The 24319-nt window shown below is 44.6% G+C and carries 23 protein-coding genes; 9 read left to right on the top strand and 14 right to left on the bottom strand.

Features of this window, described 5'->3' with window-relative positions; all coding sequences use genetic code 11:
• Window positions 1–2: 2 nt before the first annotated feature.
• From B6N13_RS02595 to B6N13_RS02560, 8 genes are all read right to left on the bottom strand, one after another.
• Window positions 3–1058 carry a sugar phosphate isomerase/epimerase gene (locus B6N13_RS02595; RefSeq protein ID WP_169458378.1) on the bottom strand — a complete coding sequence of 352 codons (1056 nt, stop codon included), beginning with the start codon at window positions 1056–1058 and terminating at the stop codon, window positions 3–5.
• Window positions 1059–1067: 9 nt separating this feature from the next.
• On the bottom strand, window positions 1068–2207 hold the full coding sequence (locus tag B6N13_RS02590) for a Gfo/Idh/MocA family oxidoreductase (protein WP_169458377.1): 1140 nt from the start codon (window positions 2205–2207) through the stop codon (window positions 1068–1070).
• Complete coding sequence (locus B6N13_RS02585; RefSeq protein ID WP_012068605.1) at window positions 2204–2968, bottom strand: sugar phosphate isomerase/epimerase; 765 nt, start codon at window positions 2966–2968, stop codon at window positions 2204–2206. Before B6N13_RS02585 ends, B6N13_RS02590 begins: the two co-directional genes overlap by 4 nt.
• A 38-nt stretch (window positions 2969–3006) precedes the next feature.
• On the bottom strand, window positions 3007–4080 hold the full coding sequence (locus tag B6N13_RS02580; protein WP_169458376.1) for an ABC transporter ATP-binding protein: 1074 nt from the start codon (window positions 4078–4080) through the stop codon (window positions 3007–3009).
• A 4-nt stretch (window positions 4081–4084) separates the two neighbouring features.
• Window positions 4085–4978: a carbohydrate ABC transporter permease gene (locus B6N13_RS02575; RefSeq protein WP_072840400.1), complete on the bottom strand. Its 894-nt coding sequence runs from the start codon at window positions 4976–4978 to the stop codon at window positions 4085–4087.
• 9 nt (window positions 4979–4987) lie between these two features.
• Window positions 4988–5905 (bottom strand): sugar ABC transporter permease, encoded by a 918-nt coding sequence (locus tag B6N13_RS02570; protein ID WP_211172736.1) that lies wholly within the window; start codon window positions 5903–5905, stop codon window positions 4988–4990.
• Window positions 5906–6002: 97 nt separating this feature from the next.
• Window positions 6003–7241 carry an ABC transporter substrate-binding protein gene (locus B6N13_RS02565; protein WP_012068601.1) on the bottom strand — a complete coding sequence of 413 codons (1239 nt, stop codon included), beginning with the start codon at window positions 7239–7241 and terminating at the stop codon, window positions 6003–6005.
• A gap of 168 nt (window positions 7242–7409) precedes the next feature.
• Window positions 7410–8387, bottom strand: a complete 978-nt coding sequence (locus B6N13_RS02560) for a LacI family DNA-binding transcriptional regulator (protein WP_072840464.1) — start codon at window positions 8385–8387, stop codon at window positions 7410–7412.
• Window positions 8388–8559: 172 nt separating this feature from the next.
• Between B6N13_RS02560 and B6N13_RS02555 the strand changes: the two genes are divergently transcribed.
• The gene (locus B6N13_RS02555) at window positions 8560–8847 is read left to right on the top strand and encodes an HlyU family transcriptional regulator (RefSeq protein WP_012068599.1); all 288 of its coding nucleotides are present in this window, start codon (window positions 8560–8562) and stop codon (window positions 8845–8847) included.
• An 18-nt stretch (window positions 8848–8865) separates the two neighbouring features.
• A complete protein-coding gene (locus B6N13_RS02550) occupies window positions 8866–9870 on the top strand; it encodes an alpha/beta hydrolase (protein ID WP_100637331.1) in 1005 nt (334 codons plus the stop codon).
• Window positions 9871–9895: 25 nt separating this feature from the next.
• On the opposite strand, the gene B6N13_RS02545 is transcribed toward B6N13_RS02550, so the two are convergent.
• The 3 genes from B6N13_RS02545 to B6N13_RS02535 all read right to left on the bottom strand — a co-directional run bounded on the left by B6N13_RS02545 (window position 9896) and on the right by B6N13_RS02535 (window position 12808).
• The gene (locus B6N13_RS02545; RefSeq protein WP_100637332.1) at window positions 9896–10729 is read right to left on the bottom strand and encodes an SDR family NAD(P)-dependent oxidoreductase; all 834 of its coding nucleotides are present in this window, start codon (window positions 10727–10729) and stop codon (window positions 9896–9898) included.
• Between the two features lie 88 nt (window positions 10730–10817).
• On the bottom strand, window positions 10818–11669 hold the full coding sequence (locus B6N13_RS02540; protein WP_169458375.1) for a nitrate- and nitrite sensing domain-containing protein: 852 nt from the start codon (window positions 11667–11669) through the stop codon (window positions 10818–10820).
• A gap of 5 nt (window positions 11670–11674) precedes the next feature.
• Complete coding sequence (locus tag B6N13_RS02535) at window positions 11675–12808, bottom strand: methyl-accepting chemotaxis protein (protein ID WP_100187943.1); 1134 nt, start codon at window positions 12806–12808, stop codon at window positions 11675–11677.
• A gap of 312 nt (window positions 12809–13120) precedes the next feature.
• On the opposite strand from B6N13_RS02535, the gene B6N13_RS02530 reads away from it, so the two are divergent.
• The 5 genes from B6N13_RS02530 (at window position 13121) to B6N13_RS02510 (ending at window position 18632) form a co-directional block, all read left to right on the top strand.
• A complete protein-coding gene (locus B6N13_RS02530) occupies window positions 13121–14743 on the top strand; it encodes a methyl-accepting chemotaxis protein (protein ID WP_169458374.1) in 1623 nt (540 codons plus the stop codon).
• A 206-nt stretch (window positions 14744–14949) separates the two neighbouring features.
• Window positions 14950–15630, top strand: coding sequence for a TetR/AcrR family transcriptional regulator (locus tag B6N13_RS02525; protein ID WP_169458373.1), 681 nt, complete (start codon window positions 14950–14952; stop codon window positions 15628–15630).
• The gene (locus tag B6N13_RS02520; RefSeq protein WP_169458372.1) at window positions 15627–16574 is read left to right on the top strand and encodes an HlyD family efflux transporter periplasmic adaptor subunit; all 948 of its coding nucleotides are present in this window, start codon (window positions 15627–15629) and stop codon (window positions 16572–16574) included. The genes B6N13_RS02525 and B6N13_RS02520 overlap by 4 nt, the downstream gene beginning before the upstream one ends.
• The gene (locus tag B6N13_RS02515; protein ID WP_169458371.1) at window positions 16571–17512 is read left to right on the top strand and encodes an ABC transporter ATP-binding protein; all 942 of its coding nucleotides are present in this window, start codon (window positions 16571–16573) and stop codon (window positions 17510–17512) included. The genes B6N13_RS02520 and B6N13_RS02515 overlap by 4 nt, the downstream gene beginning before the upstream one ends.
• Window positions 17502–18632: an ABC transporter permease gene (locus B6N13_RS02510; protein WP_100187946.1), complete on the top strand. Its 1131-nt coding sequence runs from the start codon at window positions 17502–17504 to the stop codon at window positions 18630–18632. The genes B6N13_RS02515 and B6N13_RS02510 overlap by 11 nt, the downstream gene beginning before the upstream one ends.
• A 54-nt stretch (window positions 18633–18686) precedes the next feature.
• On the opposite strand, the gene B6N13_RS02505 is transcribed toward B6N13_RS02510, so the two are convergent.
• From B6N13_RS02505 to B6N13_RS02495, 3 genes are all read right to left on the bottom strand, one after another.
• Entirely contained in the window at window positions 18687–19460 is a 774-nt protein-coding gene (locus tag B6N13_RS02505; protein WP_169458370.1) for a helix-turn-helix transcriptional regulator, read from the bottom strand.
• Between the two features lie 23 nt (window positions 19461–19483).
• Window positions 19484–20017 carry a YbhB/YbcL family Raf kinase inhibitor-like protein gene (locus B6N13_RS02500; RefSeq protein ID WP_169458369.1) on the bottom strand — a complete coding sequence of 178 codons (534 nt, stop codon included), beginning with the start codon at window positions 20015–20017 and terminating at the stop codon, window positions 19484–19486.
• Window positions 20018–20156: 139 nt separating this feature from the next.
• Window positions 20157–21509: a sigma 54-interacting transcriptional regulator gene (locus tag B6N13_RS02495; RefSeq protein WP_248280197.1), complete on the bottom strand. Its 1353-nt coding sequence runs from the start codon at window positions 21507–21509 to the stop codon at window positions 20157–20159.
• Between the two features lie 227 nt (window positions 21510–21736).
• Here B6N13_RS02495 and B6N13_RS02490 point away from each other — a divergent pair, with 227 nt between their 5' ends.
• Both B6N13_RS02490 and B6N13_RS02485 read left to right on the top strand, forming a co-directional pair.
• On the top strand, window positions 21737–22618 hold the full coding sequence (locus B6N13_RS02490) for an MBL fold metallo-hydrolase (protein ID WP_169458367.1): 882 nt from the start codon (window positions 21737–21739) through the stop codon (window positions 22616–22618).
• An 81-nt stretch (window positions 22619–22699) separates the two neighbouring features.
• Window positions 22700–24319: a bifunctional protein tyrosine phosphatase family protein/NAD(P)/FAD-dependent oxidoreductase gene (locus tag B6N13_RS02485; RefSeq protein ID WP_169458366.1), complete on the top strand. Its 1620-nt coding sequence runs from the start codon at window positions 22700–22702 to the stop codon at window positions 24317–24319.

Below are 24319 nucleotides of genomic sequence, written 5' to 3'. Positions count from 1 at the left end.
TATTACTCCAACCCCAACATACGACGATTCGCCAGCGCATCCACTCCGCTGTCGGCAAAGTCATCAAAGGCTTTATCCGTCACGCGGATAATAAAGTCTTGGATATGCTGTGCGCCTTCACGGGCTCCGTCTTCTGGGTGTTTCAAACAACATTCCCATTCCAGCACCGCCCAGCCGGCAAAATCATAGGCGGTGAGCTTGGAGAAAATGCCTTTAAAATCTACCTGGCCATCACCAATAGAACGAAAACGCCCAGGGCGATCTACCCAGTTTTGGAAACCACCATAAACACCACATTTTCCATCTAAATTGAGTTCTGCATCTTTCACATGGAACATTTTGATGCGCTCATGATAATGATCGATAAAGGCTAAATAATCCAAATGCTGTAACACGAAGTGGCTCGGATCATAAAGAATGTTCGCTCGCGGATGATGATCTACTTCGGCAAGAAAACGCTCGAAGGTTACCCCATCATGCAGATCTTCACCTGGATGGATTTCATAACATAAATCGACACCTGCTTGGTCAAAAGCATCGAGAATCGGCTTCCAACGGCGACCAAGCTCAGCAAAAGCTTCTTCTACTAAACCAGCTGGACGTTGCGGCCAAGGATAAAAATACGGCCACGCGAGCGCACCGGAGAAAGTAGCGTGAGCATTTAGACCAAGACGCTGCGAAGCTTTGGCGGCCATTTTAAGCTGTTCCACCGCCCAGGCTTGGCGAGCTTTTGGGTTCCCCCTTACACTTGGATCGGCAAAGCCATCAAACGCCTCATCATAGGCTGGATGCACCGCCACCAGCTGACCTTGTAAATGCGTGGATAATTCCGATATCACCACTCCATGCTTTGCCGCCGTAGCGATTAGCTCGTCACAATAGTCTTGGCTGTTTGCGGCGCGTTCGAGATCCATCAAGCGCTTATCCCAGGTGGGAACTTGTACGCCTTTGTACCCCAATGAGGCAACCCAACCACAAATCCCGTCGAAACTATTGAAAGGCGCTTCATCCCCCACAAATTGGGCAAGAAAAATCGCAGGGCCTTTTATCGTTTTCATAATGTCCTCCTAAAAACAAGCAGCAAGTAAGGCTTTAGCAGCCTCAGGATCAAGTGCGCGAGGACGATCACAATGGGTAGTCATTTTGATGGATTGTCCACTCTCTCCTGACGCCAAAATTGCCGTCATGACCTCCACGCCATGCAATGCTCGGTCAAGTGAGCACATATGATCGCGCCCCATGTGAATCGCCATTCCCATTTCCGCTAAACCTGCGGCACGATAATTAGCCTTGGCCTGCTCGCCATGGATTTGATTTGGCACGCCAAACGGATGATCCCAGAGTTTCAAGGGCATCTCACGACCCTCTTGAATCAGAGATACTTTTCCGCCAAAAAAGTTAGGGTCAGGCAAATACATAGAGCCCTTACTACCATATAACTCCATATGGGAATGCTGATGGGCTTGCACATCCCAACTTGCACCCAGCGTAATCATTGCCCCATTTTTAAAGCTCAAAATGGCATGAATTGTCGTTGGAGTTTCTACGTCTATCATGTCACCAGATCTTGGCTGGCTAGTAATTTTACGTTGCTTACGAGGAATCGATGTTTTGGCAATCACAGACTCCACAGGTCCTAATAGTTGAATCAAGTTAGCAATGTAATATGGTCCCAAATCAAGAATCGGACCGCCGCCAGCCTTAAAGAAAAAGTCCGGATTAGGGTGCCAGCTCTCCATTCCAGCACTCATTACATGACACGTACCTGAATACACCTCACCTATTTCACCTTGATCCAATAAGTGTCGAGCAAATTGATGAGATCCCCCCATAAAAGTATCTGGTGCACTACCTACCTTTAGCCCCTTCTCTAGTGAAAGCGCTTTCATTTTTAAGCCTTCTTCAAGACTCAAAACCAAAGGTTTTTCTGAATAAACATGCTTACCTGCTTCAAGTGCCTTCATGCTCACTGCATAATGCGCAGCAGGAATCGTCAAATTAACAATAATATCAATATCTTGAGAAGCCAATAATGCTTCAACACTACGTGCTTCAACACCGTACTTTTGCGCCTTCGTTGCTGCTAACTCAGCGTTTAAATCAGCACAAGCTACAATCTTAAAACCACAGAATTGCGGAGCTAAAGAAAAATAACTGTCCGAAATATTGCCGCAGCCAATCAGCCCAACCTTCAAAATGGTTTTCATACTGTCGCTCCTTTTAGTAAGGCTTTTGCTCCTGTTAACGCACGATTAGCGAAACGAGATAAATCATTCGGATTATCATGCTCCATTACAAAAGCACTAGCTGGTGTTGAACGCACAACAGGCCACCATTCACGCCAAGGCAATGTTCCGTGAGTAAAGTCCGCCCAACCATCTTCATCTTGGCATTCCCCTTCTGGCGCGATGTCTTTTAAATGTACAGCACAAATACGGTCACGATACTTAGTTAGCCATTCAATCGGGTCTTGTCCGCCTTTGACCACCCAAGACACATCCATCTCCCATTTAATATTCGGGCCGCCTTCTAGAATCTGCGTCATGGGCAAAGAACCATCGGCTAAAGCCTCAAATTCAAAGTTGTGGTTATGCCAACCAAATTCAAAACCAGCATTGATGGTTTTTTCTCTAATGGCTTCTAGCCGCTGTCCCAACTCAAACCAACCTTGCGCATTGTCAGGACGTTGATCTGGCAAAATATAAGGACAAATAATGGTGTGCATATTCAGGGTTTTAGCGATATACAAAGCCTGCTGAATATTGTTTTCCAACATGGTTAAATCAAAATGCCCAGTTGGCATAGTTAATTGATGTTTTTCTAATAAGCTTTTTAATTCATCCAATTGACCATACAAACCACCATAGCCTTCCACTTGCTGATAACCAGCTTGGTGTAAAAGAGCAAAAACCTCATCGAGAGATTTAGTATTACGGGCACTATAAAGCTGAAATGAAAATTCGTTCATATCGTTTCCTTTTTATTTTTATTGCCAGGACTGTTGGCTTAAAGCCGCACTTCGCTTTGCTTCGAAAAGAGATGAGCTTTTTTGGGATCAAGATAAATATCGACTTCCTCATCCCATCTAAGCTGATGGTCTCCATGAACTTTTACTGACCATTTACGGCCCATAAAATCAAACCAAACAATGGTTTCATCGCCCATTGGTTCAATAATATCGATACTGACTGATGCCAATTTCACATAACCATCACGAGGTTCAAGAGCCAAATGTTCTGGCCGAATTCCTAAGTAAGCAGACGTATCATGATCCCCTTGATTGATAAATTCGTAGCCCATTAAATTGACGCGATAATCATGATAAACAAAGTTTTCACCAACAATACGGCCTTCTAAAAGGTTCATACTCGGCGAACCAATAAATTGCGCGACAAAAAGATTACACGGCTTATGGTAAATATCCGCTGGAGAACTAAGCTGCTGGATTTCGCCGTCTTTCATGATGGCAATTCGATCTGCCAAAGTAAGCGCTTCTACCTGATCGTGAGTCACATACACCATGGTATTTTTAAGCTTTTGATGCAGGCGTTTTATTTCTACCCGCAAATCCGCTCGCAACTTAGCATCCAAATTAGACAAAGGCTCATCGAATAAGAAAACCTCCACATCTCGCACTAACGCTCGACCTATCGCCACCCGTTGGCGCTGACCACCAGACAGTTCTGATGGTTTACGATCTAATAATGGCTCGATCTGCAGAATTTTCGCCGCACGATCCACTCGTTCACGAATCTCATCTTTTGCCATGCCTTTCACCTTTAAGCCAAAAGACAAATTCTTTTCCACTGTCATCTGTGGGTACAAAGCATAAGACTGAAAAACCATGCCAATACCACGGTCCTTGGGCTCTTCCCATGTCACATTGCGCTCGTTAATCCAAATCTGCCCAGCCGTAATATCCAACAAGCCAGCAATACAATTGAGCAAAGTAGATTTACCGCAGCCAGATGACCCAAGCAGAACCAAAAACTCGCCCTTTTTAATATCAAGATTAAGCTGCTTCAAAACATGCGCGTCTTGATACTTAAGATCCAACTCTTTAATAGATATACTGTTCATCGCCTTACCCCTTCACCGCGCCAGCCGCTATGCCACGCACAAAATATTTGCCAGACAACAAATAAATAGCCAGCGGTACTAACGCTGTAAGAATCGTCGCCGCCATATTCACGTTGTATTCACGTACGCCAAATGTCGTGGCCACAATATTGTTTAATTGCACTGTCATTGGCAGGTTCTCTCGACCGGCAAAAATCAGCCCCAATAAGTAATCATTCCAAATTCCCGTGGTCTGTAAAATCACCGCGACAACCGTTACAGGAATAGATAGCGGCATCATGATTTGAAAAAAAATCTGCCAAAAATTCGCACCATCCACTCGTGCTGCTTTAAACAATTCATCGGGTAACGATGAAAAATAATTGCGGAATAACAAAGTCATAATGGGCATACCAAAAATAGTGTGAATCAAAATAATCCCCGTTAAAGAGCCATAAAGACCAACCTCGCGAAGGAAAATAATCAGCGGAAAGATCACTACTTGAAAAGGCACAAAGGCGCCAAACAGTAAAAGACCAAACAATAAATTTGAGCCTTTAAAACGCCAGAATGACAAAGCATAACCATTGATCGAACCGAGGATGATAGATATCGCCACACTTGGAATCGTAATCTTTACCGAGTTCCAGAAACCCGTTTGTATGCCATTACACTCCACCCCAGAGCAGGCCTCACCCCACGCTTTTACCCAGGCGGCAAAACTTGGGTCGCCAGGTAACGAAAAAAGCTCCCCTAAGCGAATCTCAGGCATACCTTTTAGCGATGTAATCAACATCACATACAAGGGGATACAAAAGAAAACGGCAGCACTGAATAAAAATGCATAAACGCCAAGCCGTGATACTGTGGTTTTTTTCGGTTTTGGCCCATGTGGACCAGTTAGTTGAATCTGTTCCATGATCGACTCCTAATGTTTCGTTGGACGAACATATTCGCGATAAATCCAAGGACCAATGACCAAGAGTACTGGAAGCAACATCATGGTCGCCGCCGCCATTCCTAGGCCAACATTGCCACGGGCTGTAATGTGATCAATAACAAACTTAGCTGGCATCTCCGTCGACATGCCAGGGCCGCCACCGGTTTGCGCGACAATAAGGTCATAAACCCGCACCACGCCCACAGCAAGCAACACCACAGAGGTAATCATCACAGGTCGCATCATCGGAAGAACAATAAAGAAGTAAGTTTTCCAAGTGGGAATCCCGTCCACACGAGCCGCTTTCCAAATTTCGCCATCGATACCGCGTAATCCAGCCAGCATCAAGGCCATCACTAGCCCAGATGATTGCCACACGGCAGCGATCAGTACACCATAAATGGCATACTGTGGATCGACCAAAGGCGCAAATTCGAAAGACTCCCAGCCCATGCGCTGAACCACATTTTGAAGACCAAGAGAAGGTTCCATCATCCATTGCCAAACCAATCCAGTTACTACTAGGGACATAGCATAGGGATAAAGGAATAAGGTTCGAAAACCACTTTCAAAACGTACTTTCTGATCCAGAAAGACCGCCATAAAAAAACCGGAAACTAAACACAAGGCGATAAATAACACACCGTACAAAAATAAGTTTTCGACTGATACTATCCACCGAGACGTTCCCCATAGTCGCTCATATTGATCCAATCCAACCCAATTGAAATTAGGGAACAAGCGTGATTTCGTGAAAGAAAGCACCACCGAATAACCGACACAAACAACAAACACACCAATTGCTACGATCGCCATAGGAGCACTGGCTAATAACGAAGAAATTTGCACACGTTTTGTTCGTCTGGGTTTAGACACTTTTGCTGAAGTAACCATAGTCTCTTCCATCTTGAACTCCTTTTGAAATACGAGAATTAACCGCCAGTACTGCATCTTTAGTACTAGAAACTCTAGAGAAACTGGTGGTTATTCTGATTATCGAAGGTTACTCAGCGTCTTCGATGATGCCTTTGAAAATGCTAAGCGCAGTGTCAACAGACATACTTGGTTCGTTCCAGAAAGTAGAAACTAGATCTTGAACCTGCCCATTCGTATCTTCCGTAATGTAATTATTTGCAGGTGTGATAGTAGCTTTGGGGTCATCCAACAAAGCGAGACCTTTTTTCATACATGCATCGGCTACATCTAAATCGACATCCGCGCGCACAGGCAAGGAGCCTTTAGTATTATTAAATTTTGCTTGAATAGTTGGACTCAACATCATAGAAGCTAACTTCATTTGTGCCGCTTCAAGGTTTTTATCAGAGGATTTAGGGAAGATAAATGCATCACCCCCAAGAGTAAGAGAAGGGCGTTTTGCGGGTCCCGGAATACAACCGTAATCCACTTCGGCGACTTTTCCTGCCGCAGCAAACTCACCACGAGCCCAGTCACCCATTACTTGTGCAGCGGCTTTGCCAGTGATAACCATGTTAGTGGCATCATTCCAGTTTCGACCAGGTGCACCTGCATCCGTAAACTGACGTAACGCACCAAACGTTTCGAAGACTTTACGCATTTTATCGCTGCTAGCAGCCTTGGGGTCCTTATCTTTCCATACACTATTCCAGAATTTTTCGTCTGTCATACCAATCATCACCACATCAAAAACATGGCGCTCTTGCCAACCTTGTCCACCAAATGCCAAAGGAATATAGCCTGCCGCTTGGATCTTAGGGGCAACCGTTAAAAACTCTTCCCATGTATGCGGCTCTTTCACTCCCACATCAGCAAAGACTTTCTTATTCGTCCAAAGCCATTGATTAGAGTGAATATTGACGGGCACACAATAAATGCCGCCGTCTTTCATACAGGGGTTTAAAATACTGGAAGGACGAATAAAATTCTTCCAGCCTTCTTTTTCCGCAACCGGAGTGAGATCAAGGAGAAGACCTTCTTCAATCAATTCTTCGAACTGACGAGAGGTATTGAATTGTGCGGCACCAGGTGCATCACCACCAAGAATACGCTGCATAGTAAGTGATCGTGCATTTTCGCCTAATGCAACAGCCGTATCGACCCATTTATCGTTACCGAGTTTGTTATATTCTTCAGCTAACACAGTAACGGCTTTTTGCTCACCACCTGATGTCCACCAATGAATCACTTCCACATCAGCTGCTTGCACCGATGCACTCATAAAACCTGCCCCTATTGTGGCAGCGAACAGTTTTTTACCCATCATATTATTTTTATCCTCTATTGGGTTTTTGTCCTCAATACTTCCTCGCGAAAGGCTTGAGCTGAAAATGGTAAAACTTGAAATGAAACCGCTTTCATGAACAAATATTAGACAATAAAAGATCCCCGTCAATACTTTTTACTTATTTGTTTTGAGGGCAACTAAGTCAAACTAAGCAGATTGACGAACAATTAACTCAGGGAAAAAAGTCGTTTTTAAAGGGAAATGAGCACCGTAAACGCTGTTTAAAAGCAGATATGCGGTGGCTTCAGCCATATCATATAAAGGCAATTTTATGGTGGTAATACTTGGGGAATAATACTTAGACATATCAAGGTCATCAAAACCTATTATGGCAATATCTTCGGGAACCTTAACACCATGCTCGGCGCATACATGCAGTGCTCCCATCGCCATAATATCATTAGCAAAAAAGATCGCTGTTGGTTTATCTTCTCGCTCTAAAATAGATTGCATATGAGTCATGCCAGAATTCGCACTAAAGTTACCTTCAAGTTGAAAATGCAGGGCAATATCTGCTTTTTGTAGCGCTTTTTGGCAGCCTAAATAACGCTGGTACGCATCATGTTTCCATAATGGGCCAGTGACAGTCGCAATTTTTTTATGGCCTTTATCAATAAGATATTGGGTCGCCATTTCACCACCCGCAAAATTATCGAAAGAAATACTATGACCGTCGTCACCAGGAAAATGTTGGTTTAAAACAAAAACAGGGCAACGCTTATTAATAACAGCAATTTCCTCTTCTGACATAAAGTTTGTCAGTACAACCAAGGCATCAACTTGACGTTTAATCAAAAAATCAACGGCTTCACGTTCGCCTTCTAACGATCCGTTACCACTGGCGATAATCACATGACGATCACCACCTCGTAAGGCTTTTTCAACCCCACTCGCAGCAGGGCCGTAATAAGCGGTATCAATGCGAGATGCAACCAAACCAATGGTATAGGTTTTGTTACTAGCAAGTGAACGAGCCGCCTGATTAGGGCTATAAGAGAGTGTATTAATAGCATCCAACACCCGAGATTTTGTCTCGTCTTTGACTGGCGTGGTGCCACTCAACACTCGAGAAACCGTGGCTTTAGAAACGCCTGCAAGTGTGGCAACTTGAGTAATTGTGCTCATTGTTTTTTTCAAGCTAATACCCTAGGAAAAGAAAACGCTAAAGATTTATTATACTTCGACAGGACGATTATCCTGTGGTAATTCTGTAACCGATTAAAATAAATAATACGACGGCATTTGACTAATACAACAAATCCCCGAAAAATAGCGCAAAACATAGGAGAATAATTTCATGGGTATCTTATCTAGCCTTAAAGGGCTATTTGCAGGTGGCGAAAGCGCACCAGAAAAAGCCGAAGACGTCGTAGAACACAAAGGTTTTTCAATTATACCAGCACCAATGAAAGATGGTGGCCAATATCGCGTTGCTGCAACCATCACCAAAGGCGAAGGTGAAGAACAAAAAACACACAAATTTATTCGTTCTGACCTCATGCCAAACCGCGACGAATGTATTGAAATAACATTGCGCAAAGCCAAGCTTACGATTGATCAGCTAGGTGATAATATTTTCGGCTAATACGAAGGAAAAAACATAATGAGCGCACCAATAGGACAACACTGGCAACAAGTAAACGAATGTGAAGATCTATTGGGCGTCGACTTTCTTGCTCGCACTTTTTCCTTTGCTGGCCCAAAAACCAAAGTCCACACCACACTCATTCACCATATCGGTAACCCAGACGCGACAAAAGCCATTTTGTACGTTCATGGTTACACGGATTATTTTTTTCAGACTGGTTTAGCAGAACACTTTATCGACTTAGGTTATCGTTTCTATGCCTTAGATTTACAAGGCTACGGTCGCTCGATTCGCCCTTCGACTCCGCCTAATTGGTGCGAATCAATTGAACAATATGGCCAAGATTTAGACATTGCCTTGGCCACCATAAAAGAAGATGGGGTGAATCAAGTAGTCATACTCGGGCACTCTACTGGCGGCTTAGTCGTATCGACCTATTTGGCGCAGCCTTACGCATTGCCCGAACGCGAAAGCTATTACAATAAAGCCTTTCCAGAAGTGATTGGACTGATGCTCAACAGTCCATTTCTCGCCCTGCCGTTCCCGCCAGCCGTATTAAACTTCGTCAGCTGGCCAGTTCGAATATTAGTGTCTTTACTACCATTTTCGTATTTACGAGCTAAAAAAATCAACATTTACTCAAAATCACTACACACAGTATTTGGTGGAGAATGGGATTATCGATTAGATTGGAAACCCCCACGGGGCTTTGATCTTTCTTTTCATTGGCTAAGAGAAGTCATCATTGCACAGCGCCGTCTTGCTAATCAACGTCTCGCTATCCCAACGCTAATTTGCCATTCAGAAATCAGTACTATAGGTAAGCGTACAGTAAAAGAAATACAACAAGGCGATGGCGTGTTAGATGTCAATAGCATGCAGCAAGCGGCCAAGAAAACCTTCACGAACCTCACGCAAGCGAGTATTCCTCAAGGTTTCCATGACTTGTATTTATCTCATCAATCCGCTCGAACAAACTACTTATCAGCCATGACTCAATGGCTAGAAAAGCTAGATTAGCAGCGCTGAACTAGCCTCTTAAAACCTAAGCGCCTTGGCGTCGCATTATCCAATCCAATAAACAAGTAGGTAATACTCGTTTCATTACAACAGCGGCGTACGTTGGCATAGTCACATAGTAACGCGCTCTTGGATGAGTTGACTCCAACGCATGAATCAGTTTTTTCACCACTGCACTGGCTGGCAAGGTTTGCGATGACGTCACGCCCTCTTTACTCAAACGAGCAATCGCTTCTGCATAGCCTTTTTGGTGACGGCTATTTTCTATGTCGATATTGTCTTTTAGAGCAAGCAACGCATTCGCACGAAAACGACTTTCAATCGGACCAGGTTCAATTAAGCAAACCTTAATAGGCGTGTCCGACAATTCCAAACGCAGGGTATCTGTTAAGCCTTCCAAAGCAAATTTACTGGCGTTATAAGCACCGCGGAACGGAGCAGCAACTAAGCCAAGCACAGAGCTGTTATTGATGATGCGTCCGTAACCTTGAGCTAACATTATTTTCAGTACTTTCGTTGTCAGCTCGTGCGTACCAAAGAAATTACACTCAAACTGAGCTCTTAACGCATCAACAGGCAAATCTTCTACCGCACCGGGCTGGCCATAGGCGCCATTATTAAACAAAGCAAAAAGCTGGCCGTTGGTAATCGCTAATGTTTCTTGCAAGCCTTTTTCTATCGAAGCCGAATCCGCTAAATCCAGCTGCACGACGTGCTTAATGCCTTGGGCTTGTAACACAGCTACGTCTTCTTGCTTGCGACAACTCGCCACTACTAGAAAATCACGATCTTGGAGCATTCTGGCTGCTTCCAGTCCAATTCCCGTCGAACAACCTGTGATAAGAATAGAATATTGCATAGTGCTTCCTCATGGAAAAAGTCTTCAAGCTTTGGATGGTAGCAAAATGCATGGATCATGGCTCCACTGGCGACACATTCCATCTTCCTTAGCCTCGCGGATGCAGCTGACCCAATGCTGTATCCACTAAGGCCAGCAGTTCATCTATTGCTTGAGTGGCATGCTGGAAATAGGTTTTAGCGGCAATCACAGGGAGCTCCGATCCGAGCAACTCCTGTTTTATACAACTTAGAAAATCAGCTACTACCTGTTCACAATGTTGTAGACGAAACTCATTCATCTGTGGATGTTCAATAGCATGATGTTGCAAGGTAGCAAAAGCCTTGCCTGCCAGTAATTCAATTTTCTGATAGAGGAAATGCATTCTTACCCGTTGTTCGACACTACTTTGTCCGGCTGCGGCCATGCCAGTACCCAAAGCGCGTGCCTGACCCGCCCATTCTGCCGCCTGAATTACTTCTCGCCAGATACAGGGCAAGTAGCCCAATTCAGGCAGGCCTTTAGTCAAATCAATCTCGCTGGCCACATCTTCCATCAGAAAAATGCTGTTACGGATAATTAGGTGATGCTGGATGAGATTATTCGCTCGGTCACTACTTCGCCCTTCACGCATGCGCGACCAGTGATCGATCAGACTGTTCCAAGCGTTTCGATGCGTGCCATCAAACTCCTGGGCGGCACGAATATGTTGATCCAAGCTCTGTCGGGTGGTGGCAAGATCCTGACTCATGCTGGTGTCGCCGCAAAGCACAGCATTACTAAGACCGCGATGACGCTGAAATTCAGCAATCAGCACTCGCAGCAAAGTCAATTGACGAATGTTCAATTGGATATGTAAGCGCTTTTTTTGTTGCAAGCGCCAGTGTAAACCATAAAACAACAAGGCCAATACCATCAGAATGGTGAACAATAGCGGTAATACATAGTGGATATTATTCATACTAATTATCCTGTAAGGTGAGCCAGATGGTGGGCAATGGTGCGTGCCTGATCGGCAGCCTGCAAATTATCGGCATTACCCCGACGAACACGATCGGCCAATTCAGCAATTTCCGCCACAGCCTGCCCCTGCTGTTCGGTACTGACCGCCACTTGATCGACTTGCCCCGTTAGTTGCTGGGTATGCTGCTGAACTTGATTGAGTAACGTCCGCACCCTTTCTGAATTTTCGGCACTGCGGTGCGCTAACCCGGTCAAATCAGACACCTGGACAGCGGCCTCCTTGATATGCTGTTGCACCAATTCGATATTGCGACTGATTTCTGTAGCAGACTCCTGACTATGCATGGCCAGACGACGTACTTCATCAGCCACCACAGCAAAACCGCGACCACTTTCGCCCGCACGCGCAGCTTCGATAGCTGCATTAAGAGCGAGCAGGTTAGTCTGGTCGGCGATACTGCGGATGGTACCGGACATTTCATTGATGATGTGCGAATTGCTGCTCAATTGGCGGATCAACTCGTCGGTAGTAATAGCTTGCTGCGCCATCTCGGACACCTGTCGCACCAGATTGGTGAGCTGCTCGATACCATCAGCCAACTGTTCGCTGGCCACAACGCTGGTTTGACGAGAGTCGGCAGCCAGTGAAGCCACCTGCATGATGCTCACATTTAACTCTTCTACCGCTGCTGCCGCTACGGTAGCTGAATCACTTTGCCCTTCGGCGTTACGAGTTACCAAGGCGGCGCTTTGTTCAAGCTCATGTGACGAGTGAGATATCTCATCCAGACGCTGCTGTAACAGCTGTTGTTGACGTTGCTCGCGGTTTAGCCACTGCTGAAACCCGCGGCTGACAGGCTGCAACAACAACCACTGAATAGCGCTGAAAGGCTCATTGGTACTCTGCAGGACAGTTTCTTCACAATAGCGTTGCAACTGACCGATTTCCTGCAATAGAAGCCACAGGCTGGCAATCGCTAGATAGGCCAATACGGCCCACAGCATCTCAGCTAGCCGCGAAGGTGCTACTAAAGTGAGGATGCCACCGACTATGGAAAGACCTAATAAAGTACGAAGCATGCCGATGATGCCCAGTGTGTGCAACAACAAAAATGCCGGATAAGTAAGCCACTTCATGTTCCTGTATCTCCAATGCAGTACAAAAAAAGGCGCCTGAACCCCGCTGCTAATTTACTGCTGCGGGTTCAGGCGCCTTTGCCTAGCAAGAACGAGTCCTGCTGATTTGATTTATCTGAAATAAATTAAAGCAATAATGATGCCACAGAATTCGATGAGCATTAACTAAACAAGAAAAAATCACCGTGCTTTGGATCGTAGCAAATAGTGATGCTAAGTGCTGTTTTCTTGATTTTGATCACAATATTAACAGCCACTCCAGCCCATAATCTCTGCTTATAAAACAAACATTAATACTAATAGGGATATCGCATGAAGCTCAGCTCAATCAAGGTAAGCTACAAACTATGGGGGCTTATTGGCACCTTAGTCACATTACTCATCGTTTTTAGCGCTATGGCCTATAGCGAACTGCACAGCGAATTGCTCAACGCACGACAACTCCAAGTTAAAGAACAAGTCGATAGCGCTTATTCTCTCGTAAAATATTATGGCGACCAAGCACCTATCATTGGCGAAGAACAAGCGAAGCAATCTGCTTTGGCTGCGCTATCTGCTCTACGCTTTGGCGACGATGGCTACTTCTGGGTGAACGACATGCAAGCCAAGCTGCTAATGCATCCCTTTAAGCCGCAAGATGAGGGGAAAAGCATGACAAATGTCACCGACATAAATGGCTTTCATCACTGGCAAGAAATGGTATCTGTGGTGAGAAAACAAGAGGAAGGCTATGTTCACTATGCCTACAAGGGCCCACAAGTTTCACAGCCTGAAGATAAAGTGTCTTATGTAAAAGGTTATCAACCTTGGGGATGGGTCATTGGCAGTGGCGTACTATACAGCGGTGTTACGGATATATTTTGGGCTGCAGTGCAAAAATCTGCGTTTATCGAACTAATTCTAGTGCTTATTGCTCTGATCGGAAGTGTCACTATTGTTCGTAACATCACAAGACCACTTAAAACAGTGACAGAACATTTACAACATATCTCAGATGGCGATCTTACTAAGCAATTAGATATGCAACGTGGAGACGAAATCGGTATTTTAGCCAATGCGGCAAACCACGTATCCGTTTCATTAAACGACACCTTGCTAGAAGTCGACCACGCCATCACCGAACTGCAAGCCGTTTGCGTACAAATGCAAGGCAATAGCTTACATACTAAACAAGGGATGGATCACCAATTCCAAGAAGTCGAAATGCTTGCTACCGCCATGAACGAAATGTCTTACTCCATTCGAGACGTAGCGCAACATGCCAAAGATACCGCTGATGCGACTCAAATGGTGCAAACCATTACGCGCCAAAGTAGCCAAGACCTAGACGCCACTAACGAAGACATCCAAAGTTTAACCAAGAACATAGAAGGTGCAAACGACGTTATTATTAAACTACTTGAGCAAACAGGCGATATCGACTCTGTTTTAGGCGTAATTGGAGATATCTCAGAGCAAACAAACCTACTTGCCTTGAACGCAGCCATTGAAGCGGCACGAGCTGGTGAACTAGGTCGAGGCTTTGCCGTCGTGGCCGATGAAGTTCGCTCACTGGCAAGCCGCACTCAAGGATCAACTGTCGAAATCCGCTCGATTATCGAAAAGCTTCAGCATCAATCAAAAGAAGCTTCCACGTCTATGGCTACCAGCACTCAACAAGCTGAACGCGGTGCAGACAGAATGCATGTCGCCGCTGAAAACTTGAAAAACATGCTAACACAAGTAGACGACGTATCGGCTCGCAGCCATCAAATCGCCTCCGCTGCGGAACAGCAAGGCACAGTGGCCGAAGAGATCAACCACAACATAATGGGTATTCGAGCAGTATCTGAAAAGGTACTAGAGGATTCTCAACAAGTGTCCGAAGGCAGCACGATGATTGCCAAAATGACCGATGAACTTAGCAAAAAAATCAAACAATTCCAGTTTACTTGAGCGATCCCTAGCTAGCTACCAAGATAGGTGAATTCAAATATTCACCTATCTTTTCTCTAATACAGTCACAGTAATCCAATAAAAAATGAAGAGGTTTTTAACGTTAAATCCCTCACTAAATAACATTTTGAGGAATTATCTTAGTAACTCATTGTGGATATATGGCCTATATTCATCACTAGATGAATTAATAATTGGAGCCAACAATGACCACCCGAATGGGGCGCCCTAAACAGTCTGATAAGAATCAAGATTCCGCTCGCAGCAGTTTAATTGCTGCCGCCAAGCGTTGTTTCTCTGAACAGGGTTTTGACAAGGTATCGACTCGAAAAATCGCCCTCTCGGCGGGAGTAGATGCGGCTATGATTCGTTACTACTTCGGTTCAAAAGCAGGTTTATTCGAAGCAACCATACAAGAAACCTTAGCTCCAGTTATCGAACAATTCCAAGCCGATATTGACCCCAACACTCCACCCAATCCATTGTTACTGATGCAAACCTACTATCGCATGATTGCCAACAATCCCATGCTGCCAAAATTGATTTTGCAGGTGATAAACCAACAAGATAACCCCGAAGCGTTTGGTATTTTGACGGGCATTATCGACAACATCTTGAAACGATCAGAAAAATGGATCGAGGCGTTTGAAAAGCAAAAGCAAATTAATCCAAACCTTAATCCAGCATGGATTCGTCTTAGTTTTGTTAGCTTGATGATTTTCCCTGTGTTGGCGCCAAAATACCTTCAGCAGCAACTTGGGGTCGAACTCAAAGAAGACTGGTTATTAAATCTAGCGGATCATAACCAAACACTGCTAGAACAAGGACTTTTCACCTTTCCATCACAACAGCCATCATCCAACGACACCAAAGGTGAGCAAAAATGAAAACACGTCATATTCTACTATCCGTACTTGTGCTGACTTTGCTTACCGCTTGCCAGTCAGAAGAGTCAACTTACGCCATGGGCAATATTGAACGCGATAGAATCACCTTATCGGCCCCAGCGGCAGAACAAATTGTTTTAGTAAAGGTCAGCGAAGGACAACAAGTCTCCCAAGGCGACACATTGTTACGCTTAGACACTCGCAGTGCCGACTCACTTATAGCGCAGCGCGAAGCCGAGCTTGCTCAAGCCAATGCCGCCCTCAGTGAGCTTACTGCTGGCACACGCCCAGAACAATTAAGTGCATCATTAGCCGCACTAGAAGCCACTCAAGCCGCCAGTAAAGAAGCGGAGCTAAAGTTCCAACGTTACGACAAACTGTATAAAAGCAAAGTCGTTGGCAAAGCCGATTTCGATGCAGCGAAAGCATCTAGAGACAGCAATAAAGCCAAAGCCCAGCAAGCTCATGATCAATGGTTAGAATTAAAAAATGGTGCGCGCGAAGAAGACATTGCTCAATCCAATGCCAAGGTGCAAGCCGCACAGGCCGCCCTTGAATGGCAAACCAAAGCTCGTGAAGACCTCACCATCAAAGCGCCAATTGATGGCACAATTGATACGCTACCTTGGCACGAAGGAGATCGTGTTACCGCAGGCACTCAGTTAATTAGCTTGCTATCTTCTGGCCACCCTTATGCAAGAGTGTATTTACCTGCCAGCGCGTTAACCAAGATAAAAACTGGCGACGCTATTGAAGTGTTTGCTGATGGTATCGAATCGCCCATTCAAGGTCGCGTGCGAAATATCCGCTCGCAGCCTGCTTATACGCCATTTTATGCACTCAATGAGCGAGACAGAGCACGCCTGATGTATCTGACAGATATTGATCTCATCAACGCTAACCAGCTGCCCACGGGACTCGCTGTTGAGGTGCGTTTGCCATGACTTCCTACGCTTCAGAACAAGTAGAATACGCTATTGAAGCCAAGGGATTGAGCAAGCATTTTGGCAACAACATTGCGGTAAATAAACTGGATTTAAAAATCCCTAAAGGCAGCATTTATGGCTTTCTTGGCCCCAATGGTTGCGGAAAATCCACCAGCATTCGTCTGCTCACTGGGTTATTAGAAGCTAGCGAAGGTGACGTCACCATTTTAGGTAAACCGCTATTAGGCCATGAAGAAGCGCTGAAAAAACGCATCGGCTATATGACGCAAAAGTTCTCTTTATACGACGACCTTACCGTTCAAGAGAATCTCAATTTTGTCGGTGCCATTTATGGTTTTGCTGGAAAGCGCAAAAAAGCCCGCCTCGAAGAATTACTCGCGTTATACGATTTAGAAAAACAAGCAAAACAGTTTGCCGGTTCCATGAGCGGCGGACAAAAGCAGCGTCTTGCTCTGGCCTGCGCCACACTACATTCTCCCGAATTGTTATTTCTCGATGAGCCGACCTCTGCGGTTGACCCAGAAAATCGCCGTGAGTTTTGGGAAAGATTATTTGACCTCTGCGCCGCTGGCACCACTATTTTAGTGTCCACCCATTACATGGATGAAGCCGAACGCTGTCACGCCTTGGCGATTATGGAAGAAGGCAATAAACGCGCCGATGGCTCTCCTCAGGCCTTGATGGATGCTATGCCTGCCACCGTCGTGGAAGTCAGTGGTAATAAATTAAGACGATTAAAACAGACACTAACCCAGCACCCAGAAATCCTCTCTGCAGCACAAATTGGCGCGCATCTAAGAGTGCTAGTGAAAAAGAAAGTACAAGATCCTCTCAGCCTTATCTCAACACTCAGTGATGGCAGAGAAACTGTATTGGCTCGTCCTAGCCTTGAAGACGTGTTTGTTACCTGCACCGGAGACCGCTATGTGGATTAGAATCTATGCTATTTTCATCAAAGAATTAAAGCAGCTTTCCCGAGACAGAATGACCTTCGGCATGATTATCATGATACCGCTGGTACAACTTATGCTGTTTGGTTATGCGATTAACACCGACGCTAGACACATTCACGTTGGTCTTGTCGACCTCAGTCAAACATCGGAAAGCCGAGCAGTTGAACAAGCACTGGTAGCCACTCAATCTGTCGACTTTATTGCTCGTTATCGCTCCATAAAAGAGGCCGAAGTCGCAATTACCAAAGGCGAGATCAGAGCTGTACTGTATTTGCCAGCAGACATGACTCGCCGTCTATTCAATCACCCGCTCTACGATCATAAACAGACTGATTCACCACTCACTCTGCCAATAGGGCAATGGATAGTCGACGGCTCGGATACCGTCATTGCATCTACCATCAGAGCATTGCGCAATATGCCCTTAGACGAAGTGGCCAACCATACCGCGACACGCACCGCGCCGAGTTTCGAAGTCGTGCAATACTTCAATCCAGAACAAAGAACCGTGGTGAATATCGTGCCAGGTTTAGTGGCAGTGATTCTAACCATGACAATGATTTTATTTACGTCATCGGCCATAGTAAGAGAAAGCGAGCATGGCAATATGGAGTTTCTCATCACCACACCAGTGCGTTCTATCGAACTCATGATAGGAAAAATAGCGCCTTACGTTTTAGTCGGGCTCTTACAAGTCGCTATTATTTTATGCGTGGGTCATTGGATGTTTTCTGTGCCGATTAAAGGCAGCATTCTGTCACTACTCGGCAGCTCCATTTTATTCATTTTTGCCAGCTTAACCCTTGGATTAGTACTTTCCACCATTGCCAAAACGCAATTGCAATCGATGCAGATGACCATATTTATTCTCTTGCCATCAATATTGCTCTCGGGATTTATGTTTCCTTACGATGCCATGCCGGTCGCTGCTCAATGGATTGCCGAAGCCTTACCAGTAACGCATTTCATGCGCATGATCCGTGCTATCGCCTTGCGAGATGCCAGTCTGCTTTTATTAGGAAAAGATGCATTATGGCTAGGACTCTTTACTATCGGCGGTATAATCATTGCTTCGTTACGATTCAAGAAGACATTGGGGTAGATTTCAACTCACTAAAAGCAAAACTGTAGCAAACCAAAATATGACTAAAATAAACTAAAGTGTCTTTATATATTGGCTTGGCGTAATCCCGAATGACTTGTAAAAACGCTGACTAAAGCGCTCTTGAGACTGGTAACCGCAACGCACAGCAATGTCTATTTGTTGGCGGTAGCCTTGTTGCATCAAACTAATAGCATGATTCATACGCACTCGAGTTAACAAGGTTCTAAACTGTGTATTTTCTTCTTTCAAACGACGAATAAGCGTCGCCCGACTCATCGAAAAATGCGTAGCGACTTGATCCAATTGATAATCTTGCCATGGCGCTTGCTGCAAAAGCTCAGTGATTTTTTGTTCAAAGGAAACAGCATGCCCTTCAAAGATAAGATGCAGTTTACCCGCTTCAGCCAATTGCTGGTAAAAGCCATTTAACCAATAAGCTTGAGTCGTCTCACTCACACTTTGTGTATCTAATTCCAGCAAGAAATCGAGACTCGCCATCACAGAACGATTAGGCTTAAAGCGTGGCGAGCATTCATTATCAGCCACCTTGATACTCAGTTGGATCATGTCTTCTGAAGGTGGCAATAAAAAACTCATCTGCACTGACAAAAAACGTTCTTTGGTTGGCTCATTTTCAAACGTCAGTTGTTGTCCTGCTTTTGTTAGCAATAATGTTGTGACATCAAATTCCAACACATCATCCTGCCAAAATAAACGTTTGCGCCCTGAACGAATTTTGAAAAGACTAGGAGTAAGAATGGCCACATTGCGCAGTCGCTGTGTTTGTAAACCATACACTTGACTGACTTTAAACATGGGGCGCATTTTCACTCCTAATAGATGATTGCTTAACGATTATAAGGTGCGACCAACATAGCCTTACCAATTGCCATACTGCGGACCGTGAAACCTGCTAACGCAGCTGAAGCATCAGCATTTAAATCCAGCTTCTCCACAGGCAACGCCCAAACAGTAAACTGATAACGATGCATATTATCGCCCTTTGGAGGGCAGAAACCACCAAAGCCAACGCTACCGTAATCTGATTTCAGTTCTGTCGCACCAAGCTTAGTTAAATCTGCACCTTGATCCAAAGACGTAACCGAAGCCGGAATATTAAACGCTGACCAATGCCACCAACCACTACCAGACGGTGCATCTGGGTCGTACACGGTAATAGCGTAACTTTTCGTGCCTTTAGGCGCATCGGCCCACTTTAGTTGGGGTGATTTATTATCTCCGTTACAACCAAAACTGTTAAACTCAAAAGCATGTGGCATCTTTTGCCCCTCTTGAATATCTTGGCTTGTAAGTTCAAATGCATTGCTGCTCATGGATACTAAGCTGCTTAACGCTGCTGTCATAAGAAATACTTTATTCATCATTTTCACCTTACTGTTTTAACCTTTAGAGTCGTTATAGTAAGGATTCAAGGCGACACAAACTCAACTACAAGTATCTTATTTAAACCATAAAGCATTTTTTTTGATACTTTATGTAAAATATCCTGAAAAAAACCAACTATTCTAACTTCCGATACAAGGATCGCAGGCTGATTCCTGCGACCTTGGCGACCTGCTCTTTATCGTCATGATGAAATGCCATGAGTTCTGATAAGTAGCGTTTTTCTGCAGTTTTTAAGTCCAGCCATTCTTTGTCTTCACCAGCATCAGTAATACTTAACGATTGAGAAGCTGATGAAGTATCCACCAGCGGATCAAGCTCACGATCGATCTCCAAACATTCTTGAATAGTGCTTCGCTCAATCATATTCGTATCAGTTAAAAGTGTTGCGCGATTGAGGATGTTACTTAGCTCTCGAATATTGCCAGGGAAATCGTATTGCTTTAATACTTGCATCGCCGAATCAGTAAGATGGTATTCCTTTCGCTCACTAATACGTTTTAACAAGGTGTTGGTTAACAAGACTAAGTCATCTTGTCGTTCTCTTAAGGAAGGCACATGTATTGGAAACACGTTGATCCGATAGTATAAATCTTGGCGGAACTCACCTGCTTTCACCATTTGTGCTAAATTTTTGTGAGTCGCACAAATTAATCGAAAATTAGTGTGCTTAACAGTTGAAGAACCAACCGGACGAAATGCCCCAGTTTCAATGAGTCGCAATAGCTTAACTTGCATTGATAGCGGAACATCGCCGATTTCGTCTAAAAACAGCGTACCGCCATTAGCCAGCTCAACTAAACCTACTCGGTTACTGTGCGCGCCAGTGAACGAGCCTTTGACATGACCAAACAGCTCGCTTTCAAACAAAGAATCCGTCAGCCCTGCGCACTCCAATGTCACCATGGAATTATTCGCTCTATGACCGCCTTGGTGAACCGCGTGCGCGACCAGTTCTTTACCGCTACCGGATTCTCCAAGTAGTAAAACAGACGCGTCGCTGTGACTAACACGAGTAATTTTTTCTAACATTCGATTAAAGGATTTACTCGAGCCCACCAATTTTTTGCTGCTGTCTTGGACGCTGGCCACCGACACTGAACGCAGCAGCTCGACAAAAAATAGCAATTGCCCTTGGCTGTCATGAATCGGCAGCATTTCTACATCGACGTGCTCTTTGCCTCTTGGCGTTTGGTGGATATGCAGCACTCGTTCTTTGCGGCCTGATTGCAAGGTTGCCGACAAAGGACAATCCTCACCCGCTTCATCACAAGGCACGCTGTAGCCATGGGAAACTTCAAAGCAACGCTTGTTCTGCTGCAAAGGAACATCACCAAATTCTTCTCGATAATGCTGATTAATGGCAAGAATTCGATAATCCACCGATACTAAAATAGCAGGACAATCGTAGCCTTCTAACATGCTGGCGAGTCCATCAAAGGAAGAAGAATCGGATGCGATGATATTCATAAAGTATTTGCCATTTTTGTCAAAATTTAACGCCAAATATGACAACCACCAAAACATTAGTCAATTCTAATTTAAAAACTTTCTTCTTATTAAAAATTAATTCTTTATATTTCAAATAGTTAATTAAAAGATAAAACCTTGGCACACTTTCTGCCTTACTTAACCTATAAATCCATCAAATAAATAGACTATTTGAACGTGTGGAAAATTTGATAACGAGGTGAAACATGACAAACACGATTGTAACCAAGCCTGATGTAGCGGCTTTTTTTGATAAAGACTCCAATACTTTCTCTTATGTCGTTAAAGATCCAGCGTCTTCTAGCTGTGCCATTGTCGACAGTGTATTGGATTTTGACTATGCCTCTGGCGGTACTTCTCATAAAGGTGCTGACGAAATTATTGCGTACGTCACCACCCACAAACTAAAAGTGGAATGGTTAATTGAAACTCACGTCCATGCAGACCATATTTCTGCTGCGCCATACATTCAAAGCAAAGTCGGCGGCAAAATTGGTATTGGCGAACAAATCACCACAGTTCAAGAAACCTTTGCCAAAGTATTCAACGAAGGTGCTGACTTCTTACATGACGGTTCGCAGTTTGACTTTTTATTCGAAGATGGCGAGCAATTTCAAATTGGTGAAATGCAATGTACAGCACTCCACACACCGGGCCATACGCCAGCTTGCTTCACCCATGTTTTAGGTGACGCCGTATTTGTTGGTGATACCTTGTTCATGCCAGATGCCGGCACCGCACGTGCTGATTTCCCCGGTGGCGACGCAGGTATATTGTTCGATTCCGTACAAAAAATCCTGGCACTACCAGAAGATCACCGCATTTTCATGTGCCATGACTACTGCCCGAATGGCCGTGAATTGGAATATGAAACTACCGTAAAAGCGCAGCGTGAATTGAACATTCACGTTAAACAAGGCATCAGCAAATCGACCTTTGTAGATTTACGTGAAACCCGCGACAAAACATTAGCCATGCCTCGCCTGATTTTGCCATCACTGCAAATCAATATGAGAGCAGGACATCTGCCAGAACCGGAAGACAATGGTTTGTCTTACTTAAAAATTCCGTTGAATGCGTTCAAATAAACCGTAACGACAATAGCAACTAACTATAAATAGCCTAATGACCATTAGGCTAAATAATAATTATATAGAGTGAGAACAACCATGTTACGCAAAAAAATCACAGACAACTATTCCGTATCTGAGCAGATCAGCTTAGACGATGTGGACGCTTTAGCAGAATCTGGTGTCACGCTTATCATTTGTAATCGACCAGATGGTGAAGAGGAAGGACAACTACCTTTTGCTGATGTTGCCGCTTATGCAGAAGAAAAAAATATCAAAGCTAAACACATTCCGTTTGCTGGCGGGCAAATGACGGCTTCGGACATAACTGCTTTTCAAGCTGCAATACAAAATGCCGAAAATGTTCACGCTTATTGCCGAACGGGTAATCGCTCCAGCCAAATTTGGCAAGCGGCTCAGGACGCTTCAACGACCGAAACACCTATCGCACAAGACGACAAAGCACCATCTAAAGAAGACAATAAAACAACAGCCCAATACGATGTTGTAGTAGTCGGTGCAGGCTCAGCCGGTATTTCAACTGCCGCTAGTTTATTAAAACGCAAACCTGGCTTGAAAATTTGTTTGATTGATCCAGCCGAAAGTCATTTTTATCAGCCCGGTTGGACACTTGTCGGCGGCGGTGTGTTTAAAGCACCAAATACGCGCCGCAACATGGCTGATGTTATTCCAGCACACACAAAATGGCTAAAAGAAGCGGTAAAAACTTTCTTGCCAAATGAGAACCAAGTAGTGCTCGAAAACGGTCAGAAAATAGCTTATCAATACCTAGTCGTAGCGGCTGGTATCAAGCTTAATTGGGACGCCATTGAAGGCTTATCAGACACTTTAGGTCGCAACGGTGTGACCTCAAATTATCGTTACGACTTAGCACCTTATACATGGGAATTGGTGAAAAATTTAAACGGTGGCAAAGCCGTATTCACCCAACCGCCAATGCCGATCAAATGCGCCGGCGCGCCACAAAAAGCCATGTATCTATCTTGTGACCATTGGTTGAAGAACGACAAGCAAAAAGACATTAACGTGTCTTTTTACAATGCGGGCGCTGTATTATTTGGAGTGCCTGAATATGTTCCTGCTTTGGAAAGTTATATTCAAAAATACCAAGTTAATACTCACTTCACTCACAACCTAGTCAAAGTGGACGGTCCAAATAAACGCGCCTATTTTGCCACCACAAACAAAGATGGCGAGAAAAGCATCGTAGAGACCGAGTTCGATATGTTGCATGTTTGCCCACCACAAACTGCACCAGACTTCATTCGTAATAGTCCATTAGTTGATGCAGCTGGCTGGGTCGATGTCGATAAAGAAACCTTGCAACATACCTCATTCAAAAATATTTGGTCATTAGGTGATGTAAGTAATACGCCAAACGCAAAAACCATGGCGGCGGCTCGTAAACAAGCACCTGTCGTGGCACAAAATATTGCCGATGCTATCGACGGAAATACGATAAGAGCCATCTACGACGGCTACGGCTCCTGCCCACTTACCGTTGAGCGCGGCAAGATTGTCTTGGCGGAATTTGGTTACGGCGGAAAGCTGCTACCAACCTTCCCGACATGGCTGAACGATGGTACCAAACCCACCTATCTCGCTTGGGTGCTGAAAGAAGACTTACTGCCTCCTTTCTACTGGCACGGCATGCTGAAAGGCTATGAATGGTTTGTTAAACCAACAATGCGTAAGTAA

Origin of the sequence: Marinomonas sp. UCMA 3892, from assembly GCF_012726345.1 — a bacterium.
Taxonomy (GTDB): Bacteria; Pseudomonadota; Gammaproteobacteria; order Pseudomonadales; family Marinomonadaceae; genus Marinomonas.
This window is presented reverse-complemented; position numbering and strand designations above follow the sequence as displayed.

Bases quoted from the DNA above. Each gene is read 5' to 3' on its own strand.
- B6N13_RS02570 (WP_211172736.1), bottom strand. From the start codon at position 5,905: ATGGAAGAGACTATGGTTACTTCAGCAAAAGTGTCTAAACCCAGACGA.
- B6N13_RS02495 (WP_248280197.1), bottom strand. From the start codon at position 21,509: ATGAATATCATCGCATCCGATTCTTCTTCCTTTGATGGACTCGCCAGC.
- B6N13_RS02560 (WP_072840464.1), bottom strand. From the start codon at position 8,387: ATGAGCACAATTACTCAAGTTGCCACACTTGCAGGCGTTTCTAAAGCC.
- B6N13_RS02585 (WP_012068605.1), bottom strand. From the start codon at position 2,968: ATGAACGAATTTTCATTTCAGCTTTATAGTGCCCGTAATACTAAATCT.
- B6N13_RS02555 (WP_012068599.1), top strand. From the start codon at position 8,560: ATGGGTATCTTATCTAGCCTTAAAGGGCTATTTGCAGGTGGCGAAAGC.
- B6N13_RS02505 (WP_169458370.1), bottom strand. From the start codon at position 19,460: ATGCGCCCCATGTTTAAAGTCAGTCAAGTGTATGGTTTACAAACACAG.
- B6N13_RS02580 (WP_169458376.1), bottom strand. From the start codon at position 4,080: ATGAACAGTATATCTATTAAAGAGTTGGATCTTAAGTATCAAGACGCG.
- B6N13_RS02590 (WP_169458377.1), bottom strand. From the start codon at position 2,207: ATGAAAACCATTTTGAAGGTTGGGCTGATTGGCTGCGGCAATATTTCG.
- B6N13_RS02550 (WP_100637331.1), top strand. From the start codon at position 8,866: ATGAGCGCACCAATAGGACAACACTGGCAACAAGTAAACGAATGTGAA.
- B6N13_RS02485 (WP_169458366.1), top strand. From the start codon at position 22,700: ATGTTACGCAAAAAAATCACAGACAACTATTCCGTATCTGAGCAGATC.
- B6N13_RS02510 (WP_100187946.1), top strand. From the start codon at position 17,502: ATGTGGATTAGAATCTATGCTATTTTCATCAAAGAATTAAAGCAGCTT.
- B6N13_RS02575 (WP_072840400.1), bottom strand. From the start codon at position 4,978: ATGGAACAGATTCAACTAACTGGTCCACATGGGCCAAAACCGAAAAAA.
- B6N13_RS02565 (WP_012068601.1), bottom strand. From the start codon at position 7,241: ATGATGGGTAAAAAACTGTTCGCTGCCACAATAGGGGCAGGTTTTATG.
- B6N13_RS02520 (WP_169458372.1), top strand. From the start codon at position 15,627: ATGAAAACACGTCATATTCTACTATCCGTACTTGTGCTGACTTTGCTT.
- B6N13_RS02530 (WP_169458374.1), top strand. From the start codon at position 13,121: ATGAAGCTCAGCTCAATCAAGGTAAGCTACAAACTATGGGGGCTTATT.
- B6N13_RS02515 (WP_169458371.1), top strand. From the start codon at position 16,571: ATGACTTCCTACGCTTCAGAACAAGTAGAATACGCTATTGAAGCCAAG.
- B6N13_RS02525 (WP_169458373.1), top strand. From the start codon at position 14,950: ATGACCACCCGAATGGGGCGCCCTAAACAGTCTGATAAGAATCAAGAT.
- B6N13_RS02545 (WP_100637332.1), bottom strand. From the start codon at position 10,729: ATGCAATATTCTATTCTTATCACAGGTTGTTCGACGGGAATTGGACTG.
- B6N13_RS02490 (WP_169458367.1), top strand. From the start codon at position 21,737: ATGACAAACACGATTGTAACCAAGCCTGATGTAGCGGCTTTTTTTGAT.
- B6N13_RS02535 (WP_100187943.1), bottom strand. From the start codon at position 12,808: ATGAAGTGGCTTACTTATCCGGCATTTTTGTTGTTGCACACACTGGGC.
- B6N13_RS02595 (WP_169458378.1), bottom strand. From the start codon at position 1,058: ATGAAAACGATAAAAGGCCCTGCGATTTTTCTTGCCCAATTTGTGGGG.
- B6N13_RS02540 (WP_169458375.1), bottom strand. From the start codon at position 11,669: ATGAATAATATCCACTATGTATTACCGCTATTGTTCACCATTCTGATG.
- B6N13_RS02500 (WP_169458369.1), bottom strand. From the start codon at position 20,017: ATGAATAAAGTATTTCTTATGACAGCAGCGTTAAGCAGCTTAGTATCC.